The following is an 18,756-nucleotide window of genomic DNA, read 5'->3' on the forward strand; positions in this document are numbered from 1 at the left end:
TTGAAAACAATTAGTATTATTGATGCAAAAAATCATATTGGTGAAGAGGTAAAAATTGGAGTTTGGCTCACAAATAAGAGGTCAAGTGGAAAGATTGCTTTTTTGCAGTTGCGTGATGGGACCGCATTTTTCCAAGGAGTAGTGGTTAAGAACAATGTCAGCGAAGAAGTGTTTGCTCTTGCCAAGGAAGTTAAACAAGAGGAAAGCCTATATGTAACTGGAACTATCCATGAGGATGCACGTTCACCATTTGGTTACGAAATAGAGTTATCGGGAATTGAAAAAGTCGGTGAAAGTGAGAATTATCCAATCTCACCCAAGAAACATGGTGTTGATTTCTTAATGGATCATCGTCATTTGTGGTTGCGTTCCAAGCGTCAATTTGCAGTAATGAAGATTCGAAATGAAGTAATTAGGGCAACTTATGAGTTTTACAACAAGGAAGGTTTTATCAAAATTGATGCACCTATATTGACAGGGTCTGCTCCAGAAGGGACAACAGAGCTCTTTCACACCAAATATTTTGATAAAGATGCATATCTTTCACAATCAGGACAGCTTTATGAGGAAGCCGGTGCCATGGCATATGGGAAAGTCTTTTCTTTTGGGCCAACATTTAGAGCTGAAAAATCTAAAACAAGACGCCATTTGATTGAATTTTGGATGGTTGAACCTGAAATGGCTTTTATGCACCAGGAAGAAAGTCTTGAAATTCAAGAACAATATATTGCTTTCTTGGTTCAAAGTGTAATAGACAATTGTGAATATGAACTTGGAATCTTAGAACGGGATGTTGATGTTCTCAAAAGGTACACTGAGCTCCCATTTCCAAGAATTTCGTATGATGAAGCAGTGGAGTTATTGCAAAAGTCTGGTGAATTTCCTGATGCTGAGTGGGGTGACGATTTTGGCTCACCCGAGGAAACATATTTAGCTGAGCATTTTAGTAAACCAGTTTTTGTTTTGAACTATCCTAAAGCAATCAAGCCATTTTACATGAAGCCACATCCAACACGCGATGATGTTGTTATAAGTGCTGATTTACTTGCACCTGAAGGTTATGGCGAGATTATTGGTGGCTCTGAAAGAGCAACTGATCCAGAATTTTTAGAGGCACAAATCGAAAAAGCTGGACTAAACAAGGACGATTACCAATGGTATCTAGATTTACGTCGCTATGGTAGTGTGCCTCATTCTGGCTTTGGTTTGGGACTTGAAAGAGCAATTACGTGGATTACCGGTGAGGAACATATTCGTGAGTCAATTCCATTTCCACGTTTGTTAAACAGAATTTATCCATAAGGAAGCAAGTTAAGGGCAGTTGGGGTAATGTTGTATATTATCTTGACGGCCTTTTATTTAAAAATGAAGAGTGGGGAGTATGAATGGATAAAGCGTTCGAAGAATATCTTAAAGCAGGTCAGACAACTATTTCTAATCTTGTCCTTTATAATTATCCAATGCTTGGTTTGAATGAGACCGAGATGATATTAATAATCCAGATAATGAGTGCGACCCAATCAGGTGATTCTTTTCCAGAGATAGAACTCATTGCTAGGAGAATGGGCAAAAACGAGGCTGACGTTTATCAAGCAATGCACAGCTTAATCCAGAAAAACGTTATGGAAATAGCTAGTATTCAAGATGAAACCGGAATCAAGCATGATGTCTATCAATTCAAAAAATTATTTGACAAACTAATAATTATGGAACAACAAAAACAAAATTCTTTGGAGAATAAAGATTTGAAGACCGCTCAGGAAAAAGTTTTTCAAAGTATTGAAGTTGAATTTGGCAGACCGTTGTCTCCGATTGAGATTGAAACGGTTAACCTTTGGCTGCACAAGGATAATTATTTGCCTGAATTAATTCTGCTGGCATTGAGAGAAGCAGTGTTGAATCAGGCATACAGTTTAAAATATATTGACCGAATTTTATTAAGTTGGGAAAGACAAAATATTCGCTCTGCACAGGATGTGCAGCGCGAACAGCAAAGAAAAAGAATAAAGACTCAGGATAGTTCATCGAGTCAAGGCAGGATAAAAAATGATCCAGATAAGCCAAGCATTCCTTTATATCATTGGTCAAATAGTAATAATAAAAAAGAGGAGTAAATAAATGTTATCTGATGAAGAATGTTTGAAGGCAATTGAAATAATGGGTGAATCATTTCCCAATGCACATTCTTCGCTTGTTGCGGATACAGATTTTCATTTCTTGCTAGCTGTTATTATGAGTGCTCAAACAACTGATAAAGCAGTGAATATATTAAGTCCTAAGCTTTTTGAAACCTATAAAACACCATATGAGTTAGCAGAGGCTAATGTTGCTGATGTGATGACACTGATTAAAACGATTGGTTTATATCGTAATAAGGCAAAATATCTGGTTGCATGCGCTCAAAAAATTGTTTCTGATTTTCATGGAGTTGTTCCACAATCTCGCAAAGAACTGATGTCATTGCCAGGTGTTGGTAGAAAAACCGCGGATGTTGTCATGGCTGAATGTTTTGGAATACCTGCAATTGCTGTTGATACCCATGTCACAAGGGTATCTAAGCGCCTTAGAATGGTTGCACAAGATGCTGATGTCCTAAAAATTGAACAGACGTTGATGAAAAAACTTCCAAAATCTATTTGGATTGCCGCGCATTTTAGGATGATATATTGGGGGCGATACCAGTGTATGGCTAGGTCACCTAAATGCGAAAGCTGTCCACTACTTAAAATGTGTGCGGAAGGGAAACGTCGTGTCGAGAAAGGTTAACACCAATTTATGTATAAGTTAATAAGGGGACTGTGTCAAAGCTTAATTTTGACACAGTCCCCTTATTAATGAATTGAAACCTATGAACAGCTATTATTTATTACGGTGCTGTTTTCCTGAATTACGCAAGCGGTTATTATTTGGTCTGTCAGAATCTTTATTACTTTTCTTTTTGACTTCAGTTTTCTCGACCACTGGAGTTACTACTTTCTTGGGCGGATTTTTCTTTAATTCAGCTGCAACTTCTTCACGAATTTTTGGTCTCATAATATTTACTAAAATGGTTTGTAAACAAGCAAAAATTCCACCGACAAAGAAGTATAGTCCAAGACCAGCTGGTGAAACAAATGTCATACCACCCAACATGATAGGTGTGATAAAGAGCATCGATTGCATTTGCTTCTTTTGTTCGGGAGCAATACCAAAAAGTGAAAGATAGGCTTGCAGGCCATAGATCAGTACTGTCAAAACAGCAAGAATAATACTTGGATTTCCAAGGTTAATTCCCATGAAAGAAGTTTTTGACAATTCAGGTGAATACTGAATTGCTGCGTATAAGGCCGCAAAAATCGGCATTTGGATAAGTAACGGTAAACAACCAATGCCACCTGTCATGGAGATGCCATTCTCACGATACAATGCCATCATTTCTTGACTAATTGCTGTTTTTTCTTCAGCTGATGAAGCATTTTTCTGTCGTTCTTGAATAGCAGCCATTTGTGGGCGAACGGAAGCCATTTTTTCCTGCTGGATTGTTGCACCCTTAGCTTGTTTTAACATTAAAGGCATAAGCAGCATTCTTACGATAAAGGTAATTGCTATTATTGCCCAGCCATAACTGCCGCCCATTACACTTGTTAGCCAATCGATAACGTGTTGTGTGGGTATAGCTAAATGGTCATAAATCAAGCCATAAGGTTTACCACTCTTAGTCCTTTGTACACAGCCACTTAAAATCAAAGAAGCAGCAACGAATACTGGTAATATAGTAAGGCGTTTCATTTTTTTCATTGTATTGTTCCTTTCAAATAAACTACGCTACTTACTATACTTTATATATGGTACTTTTTCAATTACACTTAGTAATATAATAATTAATTAAGAAATATTGGATTCTTAATTAATAGACAACATTAAATGAAGTGTAATTTTTTATTTTATTATCGGCGATATTGTAATTAGATACACGACCACTTGGAGCAGGAGAGGCGATAATTTTTTTTGCAAAACTATGAACTGCCTGTGGGTCGCCCTGTGCTTCAATGTAGACAGAACCGTCACTTTGATTTTTCACTATTCCCTTTATATTTAATTGGTCTGCTACCATTTTTGTGCAATACCTGAAGCCAACCCCCTGGACCCTGCCATGGACTGTTATTTTGATAGATTTCATGATAAACACTCCTTTACTTCATTATATATTAGTATGATTTAAGTTCATCGTTATATGCTATACTTGGTTAGAAATTATTAAATTGGAGAAGATATTGATGGAGATTATTCAATCACCCCAGAATAAACAGGTTAAAGAATGGAAAAAACTTTCTTCCAAAAAGGGTCGTTTAAATCAGAAACAATACATTCTGGACGGATGGCATCTTGTTAAAGAGGCAATTCAAGCCAACGAAAGCATTAAGCGTTTCTTAATTGTACCAGATTCACGATATATTGATGAATTCAATGAATTTAATTCAACAAAAGCAGAGGTTACGTATATTTCATCGGAGGTTGCACATGCCATAAGCGAGACTCCTAGTCCACAAGGCATTTTTGCAATTATTATGATTGATGATTCTAGGAATGTGCTACCATCAGATTTAACTGGTGCGTGGTTATTACTTGATAGTGTCCAAGACCCTGGGAATATTGGAACTATGATTCGGACGGCAGATGCTGCAGGTTTTAGAGGTGTTGTGTTTGGAGATGGAACCGGGGACTTGTATCAGCCAAAAGTTGTTCGTTCGATGCAGGGAAGCCAGTTTCATTTGGAATTGCTGCAGTCTGATTTGACGACTTTTATTGTCGAATTAGAGAAAAATGATATCCCCACATTTGGAACAGAGTTAAACAAAGATGCTAAGAGTTATAATGAAATTGGCAAATATTCTGATTTTGGATTAATAATGGGCAATGAAGGCAATGGTGTTCAGGCAAAACATCTGAAGTTGACTAAGCATAATTTGTATATTCCAATTATTGGTCAGGCTGAATCTTTGAATGTAGCGGTAGCCGCTGGAATTTTAATGTATACGTTAAAGAAATAATTATTAAGATTAGTTTACAAACTTGCAAGTTTAATATTTAAGAATTGCAAATTACACAAATTTGGGTATGATAGAGGTAACTTTATTAAGAGGGGTATTGCATGAAAAAAAATGAATGGCAAGATGATTCAGAATATATGAGCTATGTAGGTGAGCTTCTTGAAACTCCAGAAGTCCAACGGTTAGCTGATTTTAGACAACATTATTTTTCAAATCGTTTGGAGCATTCGATTGCAGTCTCCTTTGATAGTTATCGAATTGCGAAGAGAATGCATTTGAATGCTCGTGCGACTGCGAGAGCCGGTTTACTTCATGATTTATTTTATTATGACTGGCGCACAACTAAGTTTGATAACGGTACACATGCATGGATTCATCCACGAATTGCAGTACGAAATGCAAAAAAGATTACGAATTTATCGGCAATGGAACGTGATATCATAATCAAACATATGTGGGGTGCAACTGTGGCTCCCCCTCGTTACCTTGAGGGTTACATTGTGACAATGGTTGATAAATATGAGGCGACCTCTGAAGTAAGCGTACCTTTATTTAATCGTTACGAGGGACTTTTAAAGAAACATTTAAAATTTGTGAAATAATTAAGTTGAAAAAACTTTGCCTTTTTATTTGACGGTGAGGCTTTTTTCGTGTAATTATGAATATGGTAATATAGTTTTGGAGGTGAAGATAGTGCAAAAAACAGTTGAAACCTATGTTCAGTGTCCACGATTTGAAAAAACTTTCGGTATTTTGGGAAGAAAATGGAATGGATTAATAATTGATGTTCTACTAACTGAAGGACCTCAGCGTTTTCGTGATCTTGCTAACAAGGTTGATAAATGCAGTGATAGAGTTTTGGTTGAACGTCTTAAGGAACTTGAAGAAGAGGGACTCTTGGAGCGTGTTATATATGAGGATAGCTGTAGGCCAGTTTATAGTTTAACTGAGCGTGGTGAAGATCTTCACTGTGTTATGAGTGAATTGCATGATTGGGCAAAGAAATGGTATACGCTTGATGATTGCAAGTAGGACTTGACGGATTACACATGGGAGTATAGACTCTATAAAGAGTAAAGACATTGACGGAAGATAGTAGGATTTTTATTATAGTCAGAGAGGAATATGTTTGCTGCGATTATTCCATATATGATTATCTGAATTTCATTTCCTTAGTTGCCATCGGGATTTAGACATAATGAATGATGTGCCGCTTACATGGGCGTTAACATGAAAGTGCTGGATAGTGATGACAATTGACAATTGTGTTATTGCTGCTAGAACAAGGGTGGTACCGCGAGACCTCGTCCCTTTGATGGGACGGGGTCTTTTTGTCTTAAAAAATATTTTTTTGAAAAAGAGTAACTGAGTAAAATGTTTTTTTACTGTTGTTGCGAATGAACAAGATTTATCAACTCATCGTGCTTAATTCATATATGGCTATCCTGACTATATTTGCAACTTGTATTGGCACGCGGGAGTTGTCCCATGAGAGTCACACTCTGCTTAAAAAGAAAGGAAAAAACAAATGGACTTAAAAGATAGATTAACAGAATTAAAAGTCAAGGCGTTAAGTGAAATTGGTACTGTTGAAGATTTAAAAAAAATTAACGAAATTAGAGTTAATTTATTGGGCAAGAAAGGGCCTATCACAGAAGTACTGCGCGGAATGAAGGATCTTTCAAAAGAGGAACGTCCTGTTGTTGGCAGCCTGGCAAATAAAGTACGCGATGAATTAACAGAAGCAATTACACAACGTCGCGAGAAATTAGAGATAATCAAAACTGCTAGAAAGCTTGAAAAAGAAAAAATCGATGTTACTTTACCCGGTGTTCCAGTCAAGGCTGGGCAACCACATATTATAATGCAGGTTATTGACCAACTTGAGAAACTTTTTCTCGGAATGGGTTATCAAGTGGTGGATGGACCTGAGGTTGAGGAAGATCATTATAATTTTGAAATGATGAACTTACCTAAGGATCATCCTGCACGTGATATGCAAGATACTTTTTATATTACTGAACAAATTCTGATGCGTACACAGACTTCTCCAGTACAGGCTCGAACCATGGAAAAACATGATTTCACCAAGGGACCATTAAAGATGATTTCACCAGGTAAGGTATATCGCCGTGATACTGATGATGCAACACATTCTCATCAATTTCATCAAGTTGAAGGGCTTGTTATTGACAAGCATATAACGATGGCTGATTTGAAAGGAACTTTGCAGATCATTGCTCGTACTGTTTTTGGAGATGAACGTGAAATCAGATTACGACCAAGTTATTTTCCATTTACAGAACCTTCAGTTGAAGTAGATGTTTCTTGTTTTAAGTGTGAAGGTAAAGGCTGTGCTGTATGTAAGTATACTGGTTGGATTGAAGTTTTGGGAGCTGGAATGGTTCATCCCAATGTTTTGACAATGGCAGGAGTTGATTCGGAAACCTATGGTGGTTTCGCATTTGGTTTGGGTCCAGATCGTTTTGCTATGTTAAAATACGGGGTCGATGATATTCGTGAGTTCTATTTAAATGATGTTCGCTTCCTATCACAATTTGCGCAGAAAGGATAAAGACAAATGAAGGTTTCTACAAAGTGGCTCAAAGATTATATTGATTTAGATATTAATCCAGAAGAATTGGCCGAGAAAATTGAAAGAACGGCAGTTGAAGTTGATAGTGTATCTAGACTTGATAAAAAATTAAAAAAGATTGTGGTTGGTTTTACTGTCGAAGTTAGGAAACATCCTGAATCAGATCATCTTAATATTTGCAAAGTTGATGTCGGAGAAGATGACTTATTACAAATTGTTTGTGGAGCACCGAACATTGCTGCAAACAAAAAAGTGATTGTAGCGTTACCTAATTCGAGAATTGCTGGGAATGTTAAAATCAAAAGAAGCAAGATGCGGGGAGAGGTTTCCGAAGGGATGATCTGTTCGCTTCAAGAAATTGGCTTTTCAGATAGCGTCGTTCCAAAGGTTTATGCTGATGGAATATATTTTCTTCCAGCTGATGCTAAACCAGGTGAACCAGTATATTCATACTTGGGGATGGATGAAGATATCATAGATCTTGATGTTACGCCGAATCGGGCAGACATGCTGAGTATGAGGGGAACGGCTCATGAATTGGCAGCGATTTATGATAAAAAGGTAACTTTAAAGAAACCTGAATTGAAAGAAGATTTAACCGATAATATTTCTGACTATATTCAAGTAGAAGCTGATAAGGAGTTGGCTCCAACTTACTTGTTGCGTGTTATCAAAGATGTGCAGGTTAAAGAAAGTCCAATGTGGCTGCAAAAGCGTCTATGGAACGCTGGTATTCGTCCAATGAACAATGTTGTTGATGTCACAAACTATATCTTATTGGACTATGGACAACCATTACATTCTTTCGACTATCAAAAAATTACTGGTAAAAGGATCGAAGTTCGCCTTGCTAAACCAGGTGAAACACTGCAAACACTCGATGAAGAAGAAAGAGAACTTTTATCAAGTGATATTGTGATTGCTGATGATAATGGTCCCATTGCTCTAGCAGGCACAATGGGTGGCCTAAATAGTGGTATTTCGGCGGATTCACAAGTTATTGCTCTCGAAGCTGCGGTCTTCAATTCATCAGCTATTCGTAAAACTGCTAGAAAACATAATCTGCATAGTGAAGCCGCTATGAGATTTGAGCGTGGAATTAATCGTGCAACAGTTGCAGAAGCATTGGATATGGCAGCACAATTGATTTCTGAGTTAGGAAATGGGAAAGTTATTTCAGGATTTGCAGTTGGTGCGCAAGCTAATGTCCAGTCGATAGTTGTTACTATTACGACTAAAAAAATTAATGATGTATTAGGAACTGGATTACAAGATGCAGAAATCAGGGATATTTTTGAGAGACTTGGTTTCGGTGTTGAGGAAAAGACAGGATCCTTCAAGGTTTCTGTACCTGCAAGGAGATGGGATATCAGCATTCCAGCTGATTTAATCGAAGAAGTTGCGAGAATCTACGGTTATGATAATTTACCAGCAACCTTACCTAGCGGTGAATTAACACCAGGAAAGTATACGTATAAGCAGCAAGTAATTCGTGATACAAGAAGCATCTTGGAAGAATCAGGATTGATGCAGGCAATCTCTTATGGACTGACTTCGGATAAGAAAGCACAACGATTTATGATGGAAGATGCCCAGCCAACCAAGTTGGATTTCCCGATGAGTTCAGATAGAACAACTGTCAGGATGAACCTTATTAGTGGTTTATTAGATGATGTCGCTTATAATAATGCTCGTAAAGTTTCAGATGTGATGTTATATGAGCAGGGACGTGTTTTTTATCGTGATGCAGATAGTGATCGACCACGCGAAGTTGAACACGTAGCTGCGGCAATGACGGGATTATATTCAGCACAGTCATGGCATGATGAGAAAAAGCAGATAGATTTTTATGTTGCCAAGGGCGTTGTTGAACACTTGTTAACTAAGCTAGGGGTCACAGATATTAGTTATGAAACGTCACAAAAGCATGAGGAAATGCACCCCGGTAGAACAGCTGATATCTTTGTGGGTAATCTCTTTATTGGATTTATAGGTGAAGTTCATCCAAATATTTCGAAGGAATACGGGATAGGAAGAACATACGTCTTTGAACTTGATTTGCAAAAGATTATTGATTTCAATAATGAATTGATTGTATATCAACCTGTTTCAAAATATCCTGTCATCACTCGTGATGTTGCACTAGCTGTAAGCAAGGATATCGAAAATGCTGATATTATTAACTTTATTAAAGCACAAAGTGGGAAAATTTTAAGCAAGGTTCAGCTTTTTGATGTCTATGAAGGGGCTAAAATAGGCGCTGAACAAAAATCATTGGCCTATGAATTAACATATAGTGATAGCTCGAAGACTCTGGCAGATGATGTCGTTAATGCTGATTTTGAAAAAGTAATGAGTAAATTACAAGAGAAATTTAATGTAGAGATTCGTTAATTTGATACGAAAAAGCTATGGATAATAGAAGTCTATGGCTTTTTTCGTATAAACTAATTTTTTATATATTAAGTAATTTTGAATCTTGGTGCAAATTCAAGTAATCTTATGTATAATGTAATAGATATTGTATTTCGAATGGAGGGATACTTTGAATAACAAGAATGAGGACAATATAGATTTGCAGGAAAATAAAAATAACGACAATAAACTTTTCGCGAATCGGATTGTTCGAGGAGTGTTGCTCCTGATAGTTGTTTTATTAGTTGTAATAGGAATTATCGGTCATCATTACTTCGAAAGTGCGAAACAGCCATTGAATCCTGAGAGTAGTAAGGTGATCGAAGTTAAAGTACCAATTGGCAGCACAACTAAGCAAATTGGAAGTATTTTAGAGAACAAAAATGTAATCAAAAGTGGTTTCGTTTTTGATTATTATGTCAAAGCAAAGAAATACGGTCAGTTCAAGGCAGGATATTATGAATTAAAACCTTCTATGACTTTAAAACAAATAGCTCTTAAGCTGCAAAAAGGTGGCGCAAGTGAGCCCCAAAATTCTGGGAAAGTGCTGGTTCGAGAGGGTGTAACAGCTGATCAAATTGGTGATGTCATTCAAAAAAAGACACGTTTTAAGAAGAAAGCTTTCTTGGCATTATTGAATAATAAAGATTTCTTAAATGAATTAAAAGAAAAATATCCTGATTTGTTGGGATCGGCGGTGGATGCAAAAGATGTAAGGTACAAGCTAGAGGGCTACCTGTACCCTGCAACTTATACCGTCGGGAAGAAAAGTACATTGAAACAATTAGTTACCTCAATGGTCATGAAAACTGATCAGATGATGAGACCCTATTATTCACAAATCAGTGAAAAAGGATGGACTGTTCAAAAGGTAATAACACTTGCTTCATTAGTAGAACGAGAAGGTGTGACAGACTCGGATCGAAAGAAGATTGCAGGTGTCTTTGAGAATAGACTGGACAAGAATATGAAGATACAGTCAGATATATCTGTCTTGTATGCTCTTGGAAAACACAAAAAAACTGTTACTTATAAGGATTTGAAGGTCGATTCACCTTACAATTTATATAAGAATACAGGTGTGGGTCCAGGACCATTCAATAATCCAAGTATTGATTCGATAAAAGCAGTGTTGAATCCAACCGACAGAGACAAGGATTATTTGTATTTTATCGCAAACATTAAGACTGGAAAGGTTTATTATTCACAAACATACGCTGAACATCAAAAACTGACAGCTAAGTTAGAAAAAGACAATAATTAAAATAAGCAAAGGGGAAACAAGAGATGACAGCAAATTCGGGCAAGAAACGACCTGTTATTATTGGAGTTACAGGGGGCTCGGGCAGTGGTAAAACTTCTGTAAGTATGGCGATATTTAACCAGTTAAAGCAACATTCCCTTTTGATGGTCCAAGAAGATTCATACTATAAAAATCAAAATGATATGTCTTTTGAAGAGCGTATAAAGGTTAATTATGACCATCCAGATGCTTTTGATACTGATTTGCTGATCGAACATCTGAAAGATCTTTTAAACTGGAAGCAAGTAGCGGTTCCGGTGTATGATTATAGTGCACATACTAGGAGTGACAAAGTACTAATAAAAGATCCACAGGAAGTAATAATTGTTGAAGGGATTCTGGTACTTAATGATCAACGCCTTCGTGATTTAATGGACATTAAAGTTTTTGTTGATACTGATGATGATATTAGAATTATTAGACGAATAAAAAGGGATACTGAAGAACGCGGGCGTTCCTTGGAATCAATAATTTCACAGTATTTGCGGACGGTTAAACCCATGTATCATCAATTTATTGAACCCACTAAGCGATATGCAGATATTATTGTGCCTGAAGGCGGTGCGAATCAGGTAGCGATTGATTTATTAACAACGAAGATCCGTGATGTTCTTCGTCATAATAGACATTCGCACAGTTAATTTATTTTGAGAGGAGTCATAAGATATGGCAGAAGAGAAAGCATACCCCATGACAATTGAGGGAAAGCAGAAATTAGAAGAGGAATTAAATACACTTAGGACAACAAAACGCTCGGAAATTATTGAGCGAATCAAGATTGCACGTAGTTTTGGTGACTTGTCTGAAAATTCTGAATATGAGTCAGCGAAAGATGAACAGTCTTTTGTTGAGGGACGAATAAAAACAATTGAACAAATGTTGAATCACGCAGAAATTATTGATAATGGCGATATTGATGCGGATGAAATTGCTGTTGGAAAAACGGTAACTTTCCAAGAATTGCCCGATGAAGAACCTGAAACATATTCAATCGTTGGGGCTGCGGAAGCAGATCCATTTGCTGGTAAGATATCAAATGAATCACCGATTGCGAAGGGGCTGGTAGGCCATCGTTTGGGAGAGGTCGTTGAAATTGAAACACCAGGTGGCTCAATGAAAGTTAAGATTACTGAAGTTAAATAAGATCCAATTGAGGAAAGTGAGACATAAGACGGTAAAAGTTGAGTACTAACGCGAATTGCGAGCATGACTGGTAATTTGTTGTAGGTAATTCGAAGTTAGACGGGAAATTTTAACTTATGGAACGCGTTTATCCAAAATAATAGAGGAGTAGGTCAAACATTAATTTTTGATCCGCTCTTTTTTTGCGTTTAAATCGCTGTATATTATTTTATTATAAAATTTTGGGGTATAATATGCGAGTGAAAGGGTTGTTAATATATGAAAAAATCAATACTTATTTATGGTTGTATTACTGCTTCTTTGGTTGGTATATTGTTGTACAGACAAAACAAGAAAAAGGTTCTCGTAAAAGATAATTTTGAAAATCATTTACGAGAAGAACCTGTTGAGGAAAAATCAAATACTAAAAACAATCTGGTACGTATTACTGACGGACCTGATTTGATAAAAATACATAGTAAAAGTGATGCTGTTTCCACGGTGGAAGCACAATTGGGTAACAATGACGGAGATTGGACTTGGAACTGCCTATGGTGTGATGATGAGAAATTTTTTGTGAAGGCAATTTCTAAAACCGCACTTGCAGAAGGTGCAATGACGGGAACAGCATATTCTGTATTCGTGTACCGCGATGGTTCAGTCAAAGAAGATTCGTTTGAGTTAAATTTTGAATAAAAGATTCCTAGATTGCGAAGCAAGTGGTAGAATTATATCATCATTTTATATATGAAGGAGTGTTGTTCCAGATGATTAAGAATGCAACTATCGATAAGCAGGTTACCCATAAAACAATTAGGGCCTTTAAAGACCAGACACTAACAGAGGAACAGTTGACTACACTGATAGAGGTGGCAAGTCACACTTCATCAAGTATGTTTATGCAGCAATTTTCCATATTACATATTACCGATGAACAAAAACGGATGAGCATTAGACAAATATCTGGGCAAAAATATGTCGGAACAAACGGTGACTTATTTATTTTTGTAGTCGATTTACACCGGAATCAAAGTATACGGCATCAATTAGGTAAAGATGATGGTAGGTTGCATCAAACAGATATTTTTTTGCAGGGTGTAGAGGATACTGTTTTGGCAGTGCAAAATATGGTTAATGCAGCCGAAAGTATGGGATTGGGGGCAGTTATTTTAGGAAGTGTTAATAACAACCCGAAAGCATTGTTAGAAGTATTAAGGCTGCCTAAGATGACGTTTCCAATACTTGGATTACAAGTTGGAATAGCAGATCAGAAACCGCAGTTGAAACCGCGCCTGCCCTTAGATGCGATTTTCTTTGAAAATGATTATCATGAGATTAACGTTTCTGATTTAAAAGAATATGACGAGATTGTACAGACATATTATGATTTGCGGGATTCTAATCGCCGAATTGACTCATTCACAAAACAAGTAAGTTCTAAGAAGTTAGGGGCAAAGAAGACTCTGCGGGATGAATTATTAGAAGTTTTGTATAATCAAGGTCTATGCCTAAAATAATTAGTTTATGATTGCATTGCATTCCACCCTGATAATTGATATAATATTTATCGTTGTTGGAGAGTTGGCAGAGTGGTAATGCACCGGACTCGAAATCCGGCGAACCGGTTTATACCGGCGCGCAGGTTCAAATCCTGTACTCTCCTTATTATATGGTCTTAGTTGGTTTTTGTAAGCCTAGAAACGTTGATTTAACAGCATTCTTATTTTTCATTTAAACTTAAATAGTCATAAAAAGACAAAACTCGTCACGCAAGAATCACGCAAGACTATTTTTAGAAGAATTAATTTCACTTGGTTCATCAAATAATTCGCTGATTACATTTTCTATTTGATTATCCGAACGTGTCTTATATTCGTCAATAAGATATGAGTATACTCGACTAGTAGTAGATATATCAGAATGACCTAGCCGTTTAGCGATAATGTATAGATCTATGTTCTTTGCAAGTAGGAAAGCAACGTGTGTGTGCCTGAGCGAGTGAAAATGAAAACTGGGCTTATTGATGCCACATTCTTTAAGCGACTGCCTGAGTGTTTTATTTGCAGCAGATGAAGTTGGAATTGTGTGGTATTGATTTTCAAATACTTGTTTGCTTTGATTAACCTTTAACTGTGCTAGACATACTAATATGCTTTTACTTAAACGAATCGTTCTCACGGATGACTCGTTTTTTGTTTCCTTAAATTTCTTTGTGGTTTCATTCCAAGACTTGTTAATACTTACAGTTTTAAAGTTCATATTAATGTCTTTCCATGTCAATGCTTGAATTTCGCCGAGCCTAGCTCCAGAGTACATTGCTAGCAATATCATGAATTTAGAAGTGAAATTGTGGTTGAGTGTGGACTTCAAATATTGACTAAGCTTTTTGGTTTCTGCAATACTAAGATAATCTATGCTACGTTTTTTACTTTTATCGAATACCAAGTTTACATTTTGTACAAAGTCCCTTTGAATAGTGCCATCATAAATTGCATCTTTCACGCAGGCATGTATTAATGAATTATACTTACTAACTGTTGACTTAGCATGTTTAGAACCATATTGAGTAATAAAGAGCTGATATTTTCTGCGATCTATTTTTTCAATAGCAGTTCGACTAAAATACTTTTTTAACGCATTATATGTCTGCTCATAAGTTTTTTTAGTTCGTTCGGTAACACTTGATTCCTTATAGGTCTGAAACCATTCCCAAAAATAATCAGGGAAGTAAGATGATGAGTCAACTGAGGCAAAACCATTCTGCTTAAGAACCTCTAACTTATTGCCATATGAAATAGCTTCACGCTTTGAAGAAAAACTTTTATTTTTAGTGTGCCGCTTATTGTCAACATCAATCCATGTCATACGAACTTGCCATTTATCTCCATGCTGTCTGACATAAGCCATTGTCAAAACTCCTTTCTTATTTTAAAATAGGTAAATAGGGCATAGTTTCCCTATATATATGATAGATGCACACTCAATCTCTGGTAGGGGCGAGTGTGTTTTTTTATTTTATTATTTTATTTCAAATTAAGAGTAAAATCATAATCTTTTTCTACACTCATATCAGATTGCGGATTAGCTGTAAACTTATATCTAATAGTAGTTAAACTAGACGTGTTTGCAAGACTTTCAACAGGCAATGTTACAGCACCAGTTTTAGTAGCACCGTTGTTAATATCCCCATCCCAATTTTCTAAAGAGTCCGCTTCATGTTGTTCTCCGTTCGAATAAATTGCAGTTCCTTGTGTAGCATATAAACTAATATCAGATTTAGCTGTAACTGTAAAATACAGTCTTACAAAGCCTTCGGCATTAAATTTACCATCATTAGCAGAATTATATTTATGTGGCTTGGTTAATTTGTAAATAGTTACTTTATTAACAGTCACTGTGGCATCGTTCCAACTAGAATCTGTGTAATTAGTTGTAAAGGATTTAGTACTACCTACAGCATATTTGTTGTAGTCAACAGTAATACTAGATGCATCTGATTTTTTAGCTGACGATTCTCCTTTTTCTGAGTTTGTAGTTTTATGCGCAGTTGCTTTGCCAGAGGCTGACTCAGAACTTTTCGAGCTTCCAGAACCTCCCATAGTTCCAAAACCGATAAATAAGACAATTACAATAAGTATCCAAAACCAAATGCGTTTATAAAATGGCTTTTTTGTTTTCACCTCGTATTCTTTTCCGTCTTCTCCCTTAATCACCTTTTTAGCCATGATATTTGGCCTCCTTTTTTTCAGCTTTTAAAGTCATCAGTCTTTGGACTAAGCAAATATTAATTACAAAGAAGAGTTCCTAGTGCGGTAAACTAAATATCCACCAACAGCTACAATAATTAGTGGAAACAGTATTTTGATTGCTTCTGCTATCCACAAAATAATAAGAGTTAAAAACAATAACGGAAGTATAACGTTAAAAGAAAATTTAAACATTTTCCAAAGTATGAACATTAGTATAATAATTATAGCAGCCATATCATCAGCCCTTTTTATTTCTTATTTTAAATTATTATGTGTTAAATATATATCATTATGTAAAAATATCTGAGTAGTGGTATATTTTACTCAGATCATTTTATAAGTCTTAGTTCGCTGCCCCCCAGCATGATGAACTAAGGCTTATTTTTATAGATCACTCGTATATCGTATGGCTTTACCTAAAATGCGAGCAGGATTATCCTCGCCAACAATAATTGGTGTGAACTCCGGATTATCTGGCATTAAGAACATTGTTCCATTTGACCGCTTAATCCTCTTTAATGTAGCTTCATTAGTTTCAGTCATCAGAACAGCTGCTATCTCATCATCTTCTACATCTGGTTGTTGACGGATTAGAACTTTTGATCCGCTCGGGATTGTAGGCTTCATTGAATCGCCTTTAGCCTTTAAGTAGAAACATGTGCCGGAAGGCAGATAATTAACAGGCTCATCTATATACTCCTCTATGTTTTCCTCTGCAAGTATCGGATCGCCACAAGCTATTTCCCCTAATAGTGGAATCTTAACCGTTTTAGTAATTGGAATAACATTATCAGGCTTTCTCTCAATTAAATCAGATTTTTCAACGTTAAAATAATCTGCCATTTTTTCAATACTGCCAATCCTTGGATAGGCATTTCCATTTATCCAATCAGTTAAGGTTGTATATTTAACGTTTAAATCAGCAGCCATTTTTGACCTCTCGGTTCCGTGCTGTTTCATAAACCTTTTAATATTATCAGATAGAACCCTTTTGTTTCCTAAATCACTCATCATTTTCACCTCACTTTCTACATATATTATACGGCTGTTCCGTAAAAAGTAAATAGAAAATCAACAAAAAAATATGTTTTTTTCGTATTTTGTTGTTGACTTTACGATTTAATCGTATTAATATTGAAAATGTAAAGAGGAGGTGAAAAACAAATGGAAATTCAAAAACATTTCAAAGTAACTTTAAGAGGCTTACGTGCAACTTATGGGCTAAGTCAAAAAGAAGCGGCTGAGGCTATTGGCGTGGGGCTTGAAACGTGGAGAAACTATGAACGTGGGATCACTTCACCTGATGAAAAGAAGCTCAGAGTGATTGAAAAAGTATTCAATATCAGTTACGACGATATTATTTTTTGCCGTCAATTACGATTAAATCGTAACAAAGTCACAGAATAGGAGGAACAAAATATGAATCAATTAAAGCATTTTACAAATAGGAATATCGATTTACCAATCAAGGTAAACTCGGACAACTCAATCGAATTTGACGCTGAACAAGCAGCGATTGGATTGGGAATTTTCCTTGAAAAACAAGGTGTTAAATATGTCCGCTGGGAACGAGTGCGCAAATATTTAAATTCTCCACAAGTGGAGAAAGGTGATTTCATTACTGAACCACAGTTTTATAAGTTAGCAATCAAGGCTAATAACGAAACTGCTGAAAAATTTCAAGACTGGGTCACAGGCGAAGTCTTACCGTCAATTCGCAAACACGGTGCATACATGACACCAGAAACATTGCAGGAAACATTAGCCCAACCTGAGAATATGATTCAGATTTTAACAGCTTTAAAAGATGAACAAGAGGCACATAAGAAGTTGCAGCAAGAAAACGACAAGATGAAACCTCATGCAATCTTAGGTGCTGTTGTTGAAAACTCGGTTAATAGTATTTCAGTTAAGGCGCTTGCAACTATTTTGAAAGAAAAGGGAATCAATATCGGTCAAAACAGATTATTCCAGTGGTTGCGTGAAAATGGATATTTAATTTCAAGATACGGGCACTCACGTAACTATCCAACTCAACGGTCAATGGATATGGGATTGTTTGAATTAAAACCTAATCCAATTGTTCATAATTCGGGAGAAATGGAAACAAGATATACGCCTCTTGTAACTGGAAAGGGGCAGAAATACTTCATCAATAAATTTTTCAATGGAAAAGTATTGGAGGCATAAGGAGGTGATCAATATGCAACAACTTCAAGCGACGGTAACAATTCCTGTTCCTGAGGGCAAAACACTAATTGATAATGTTGATCTTAAGGAAATAAAAGATGAAATTGTTCATGGAAAAACGTGGAGCCTCATGGAGTTCAAAAGAAATTGTTGTTTTAACCGTCATAAAACGTGGGTGTTAGATAACATACTCTACGCTTTCAGAGATGAAATTGAATATAAAGACGGAAAAGGGTGGTGTATTTTTTCAAAAGGTCGAGGATCTAGCTATCAAATCAGAGCAGAAAAGGCTTGCGATTGGATGGAAGAAAATTTCGACAGAATTGACTGGAATGCAAAAATTCCAAAATG

21 protein-coding genes and 1 tRNA gene are annotated in these 18,756 nt (G+C 36.4%); 17 read left to right on the top strand and 5 right to left on the bottom strand.

The window, feature by feature from the left end; genetic code table 11:
• The 3 genes from asnS to nth all read left to right on the top strand — a co-directional run bounded on the left by asnS (nt 1) and on the right by nth (nt 2,766).
• Nucleotides 1–1,302, top strand: coding sequence for an asparagine--tRNA ligase (gene asnS / locus GSM_RS02270; RefSeq protein ID WP_003687126.1), 1,302 nt, complete (start codon nt 1–3; stop codon nt 1,300–1,302).
• Nucleotides 1,303–1,385: 83 nt separating this feature from the next.
• Nucleotides 1,386–2,114, top strand: coding sequence for a DnaD domain protein (locus GSM_RS02275; RefSeq protein ID WP_003687124.1), 729 nt, complete (start codon nt 1,386–1,388; stop codon nt 2,112–2,114).
• Nucleotides 2,115–2,118: 4 nt separating this feature from the next.
• On the top strand, nt 2,119–2,766 hold the full coding sequence (gene nth / locus GSM_RS02280; protein WP_003687123.1) for an endonuclease III: 648 nt from the start codon (nt 2,119–2,121) through the stop codon (nt 2,764–2,766).
• Nucleotides 2,767–2,859: 93 nt separating this feature from the next.
• Here the strand turns inward: nth and yidC are convergent, their stop codons facing one another.
• Together yidC and GSM_RS02290 are read right to left on the bottom strand one after the other, a co-directional pair.
• The gene (gene yidC, locus GSM_RS02285) at nt 2,860–3,777 is read right to left on the bottom strand and encodes a membrane protein insertase YidC (RefSeq protein ID WP_003687121.1); all 918 of its coding nucleotides are present in this window, start codon (nt 3,775–3,777) and stop codon (nt 2,860–2,862) included.
• 109 nt (nt 3,778–3,886) lie between these two features.
• Nucleotides 3,887–4,159: an acylphosphatase gene (locus tag GSM_RS02290; RefSeq protein ID WP_003687118.1), complete on the bottom strand. Its 273-nt coding sequence runs from the start codon at nt 4,157–4,159 to the stop codon at nt 3,887–3,889.
• Between the two features lie 97 nt (nt 4,160–4,256).
• Between GSM_RS02290 and GSM_RS02295 the strand changes: the two genes are divergently transcribed.
• The 11 genes from GSM_RS02295 to GSM_RS02345 all read left to right on the top strand — a co-directional run bounded on the left by GSM_RS02295 (nt 4,257) and on the right by GSM_RS02345 (nt 14,129).
• The gene (locus tag GSM_RS02295; RefSeq protein ID WP_003687116.1) at nt 4,257–5,030 is read left to right on the top strand and encodes a TrmH family RNA methyltransferase; all 774 of its coding nucleotides are present in this window, start codon (nt 4,257–4,259) and stop codon (nt 5,028–5,030) included.
• A gap of 101 nt (nt 5,031–5,131) precedes the next feature.
• Nucleotides 5,132–5,632 (top strand): HD domain-containing protein, encoded by a 501-nt coding sequence (locus tag GSM_RS02300; RefSeq protein WP_003687114.1) that lies wholly within the window; start codon nt 5,132–5,134, stop codon nt 5,630–5,632.
• Between the two features lie 91 nt (nt 5,633–5,723).
• Complete coding sequence (locus GSM_RS02305) at nt 5,724–6,062, top strand: winged helix-turn-helix transcriptional regulator (protein ID WP_003687112.1); 339 nt, start codon at nt 5,724–5,726, stop codon at nt 6,060–6,062.
• Nucleotides 6,063–6,558: 496 nt separating this feature from the next.
• A complete protein-coding gene (gene pheS / locus GSM_RS02310; RefSeq protein WP_010077738.1) occupies nt 6,559–7,605 on the top strand; it encodes a phenylalanine--tRNA ligase subunit alpha in 1,047 nt (348 codons plus the stop codon).
• A gap of 6 nt (nt 7,606–7,611) precedes the next feature.
• Nucleotides 7,612–10,020, top strand: a complete 2,409-nt coding sequence (gene pheT / locus GSM_RS02315) for a phenylalanine--tRNA ligase subunit beta (protein WP_003687099.1) — start codon at nt 7,612–7,614, stop codon at nt 10,018–10,020.
• Between the two features lie 151 nt (nt 10,021–10,171).
• Nucleotides 10,172–11,305 (top strand): endolytic transglycosylase MltG, encoded by a 1,134-nt coding sequence (gene mltG / locus GSM_RS02320; protein ID WP_003687097.1) that lies wholly within the window; start codon nt 10,172–10,174, stop codon nt 11,303–11,305.
• 23 nt (nt 11,306–11,328) lie between these two features.
• A complete protein-coding gene (gene udk / locus GSM_RS02325) occupies nt 11,329–11,985 on the top strand; it encodes a uridine kinase (protein WP_003687095.1) in 657 nt (218 codons plus the stop codon).
• A gap of 25 nt (nt 11,986–12,010) precedes the next feature.
• Nucleotides 12,011–12,487 carry a transcription elongation factor GreA gene (gene greA, locus GSM_RS02330; protein WP_003687093.1) on the top strand — a complete coding sequence of 159 codons (477 nt, stop codon included), beginning with the start codon at nt 12,011–12,013 and terminating at the stop codon, nt 12,485–12,487.
• Nucleotides 12,488–12,745: 258 nt separating this feature from the next.
• Nucleotides 12,746–13,162 carry a hypothetical protein gene (locus GSM_RS02335; RefSeq protein ID WP_003687091.1) on the top strand — a complete coding sequence of 139 codons (417 nt, stop codon included), beginning with the start codon at nt 12,746–12,748 and terminating at the stop codon, nt 13,160–13,162.
• Between the two features lie 71 nt (nt 13,163–13,233).
• Nucleotides 13,234–13,983 (top strand): NADPH-dependent oxidoreductase, encoded by a 750-nt coding sequence (locus GSM_RS02340; RefSeq protein WP_003687090.1) that lies wholly within the window; start codon nt 13,234–13,236, stop codon nt 13,981–13,983.
• Nucleotides 13,984–14,041: 58 nt separating this feature from the next.
• Nucleotides 14,042–14,129 (top strand) — tRNA-Ser (locus GSM_RS02345).
• Nucleotides 14,130–14,242: 113 nt separating this feature from the next.
• Here the strand turns inward: GSM_RS02345 and GSM_RS02350 are convergent.
• The 3 genes from GSM_RS02350 to GSM_RS02365 form a co-directional block, all read right to left on the bottom strand.
• Complete coding sequence (locus GSM_RS02350; protein WP_003687088.1) at nt 14,243–15,373, bottom strand: tyrosine-type recombinase/integrase; 1,131 nt, start codon at nt 15,371–15,373, stop codon at nt 14,243–14,245.
• 116 nt (nt 15,374–15,489) lie between these two features.
• A complete protein-coding gene (locus tag GSM_RS02355; protein ID WP_003687086.1) occupies nt 15,490–16,191 on the bottom strand; it encodes a hypothetical protein in 702 nt (233 codons plus the stop codon).
• A gap of 408 nt (nt 16,192–16,599) precedes the next feature.
• Complete coding sequence (locus tag GSM_RS02365) at nt 16,600–17,229, bottom strand: LexA family protein (RefSeq protein WP_338048385.1); 630 nt, start codon at nt 17,227–17,229, stop codon at nt 16,600–16,602.
• Between the two features lie 150 nt (nt 17,230–17,379).
• Here GSM_RS02365 and GSM_RS02370 point away from each other — a divergent pair, with 150 nt between their 5' ends.
• The 3 genes from GSM_RS02370 to GSM_RS02380 form a co-directional block, all read left to right on the top strand.
• Entirely contained in the window at nt 17,380–17,622 is a 243-nt protein-coding gene (locus GSM_RS02370) for a helix-turn-helix transcriptional regulator (RefSeq protein ID WP_003687076.1), read from the top strand.
• A 12-nt stretch (nt 17,623–17,634) separates the two neighbouring features.
• The gene (locus GSM_RS02375; RefSeq protein ID WP_003687074.1) at nt 17,635–18,405 is read left to right on the top strand and encodes a phage repressor protein/antirepressor Ant; all 771 of its coding nucleotides are present in this window, start codon (nt 17,635–17,637) and stop codon (nt 18,403–18,405) included.
• Between the two features lie 13 nt (nt 18,406–18,418).
• On the top strand, nt 18,419–18,756 hold a 338-nt coding region (locus GSM_RS02380), incomplete at its 3' end, for a DUF771 domain-containing protein (RefSeq protein WP_003687073.1).

The sequence above is a fragment of the Liquorilactobacillus mali KCTC 3596 = DSM 20444 genome (genome assembly GCF_000260415.1).
In the GTDB taxonomy this organism is placed as follows: Bacteria; Bacillota; Bacilli; order Lactobacillales; family Lactobacillaceae; genus Liquorilactobacillus; species Liquorilactobacillus mali.

Excerpts from the sequence above, each read along its gene's own strand:
- GSM_RS02275 (WP_003687124.1), top strand. The coding sequence starts at position 1,386 with ATGGATAAAGCGTTCGAAGAATATCTTAAAGCAGGTCAGACAACTATT.
- nth (WP_003687123.1), top strand. The coding sequence starts at position 2,119 with ATGTTATCTGATGAAGAATGTTTGAAGGCAATTGAAATAATGGGTGAA.
- yidC (WP_003687121.1), bottom strand. The coding sequence starts at position 3,777 with ATGAAAAAAATGAAACGCCTTACTATATTACCAGTATTCGTTGCTGCT.
- GSM_RS02290 (WP_003687118.1), bottom strand. The coding sequence starts at position 4,159 with ATGAAATCTATCAAAATAACAGTCCATGGCAGGGTCCAGGGGGTTGGC.
- GSM_RS02295 (WP_003687116.1), top strand. The coding sequence starts at position 4,257 with ATGGAGATTATTCAATCACCCCAGAATAAACAGGTTAAAGAATGGAAA.
- GSM_RS02300 (WP_003687114.1), top strand. The coding sequence starts at position 5,132 with ATGAAAAAAAATGAATGGCAAGATGATTCAGAATATATGAGCTATGTA.
- pheS (WP_010077738.1), top strand. The coding sequence starts at position 6,559 with ATGGACTTAAAAGATAGATTAACAGAATTAAAAGTCAAGGCGTTAAGT.
- pheT (WP_003687099.1), top strand. The coding sequence starts at position 7,612 with ATGAAGGTTTCTACAAAGTGGCTCAAAGATTATATTGATTTAGATATT.
- udk (WP_003687095.1), top strand. The coding sequence starts at position 11,329 with ATGACAGCAAATTCGGGCAAGAAACGACCTGTTATTATTGGAGTTACA.
- greA (WP_003687093.1), top strand. The coding sequence starts at position 12,011 with ATGGCAGAAGAGAAAGCATACCCCATGACAATTGAGGGAAAGCAGAAA.
- GSM_RS02335 (WP_003687091.1), top strand. The coding sequence starts at position 12,746 with ATGAAAAAATCAATACTTATTTATGGTTGTATTACTGCTTCTTTGGTT.
- GSM_RS02340 (WP_003687090.1), top strand. The coding sequence starts at position 13,234 with ATGATTAAGAATGCAACTATCGATAAGCAGGTTACCCATAAAACAATT.
- GSM_RS02350 (WP_003687088.1), bottom strand. The coding sequence starts at position 15,373 with ATGGCTTATGTCAGACAGCATGGAGATAAATGGCAAGTTCGTATGACA.
- GSM_RS02355 (WP_003687086.1), bottom strand. The coding sequence starts at position 16,191 with ATGGCTAAAAAGGTGATTAAGGGAGAAGACGGAAAAGAATACGAGGTG.
- GSM_RS02365 (WP_338048385.1), bottom strand. The coding sequence starts at position 17,229 with ATGATGAGTGATTTAGGAAACAAAAGGGTTCTATCTGATAATATTAAA.
- GSM_RS02370 (WP_003687076.1), top strand. The coding sequence starts at position 17,380 with ATGGAAATTCAAAAACATTTCAAAGTAACTTTAAGAGGCTTACGTGCA.
- GSM_RS02375 (WP_003687074.1), top strand. The coding sequence starts at position 17,635 with ATGAATCAATTAAAGCATTTTACAAATAGGAATATCGATTTACCAATC.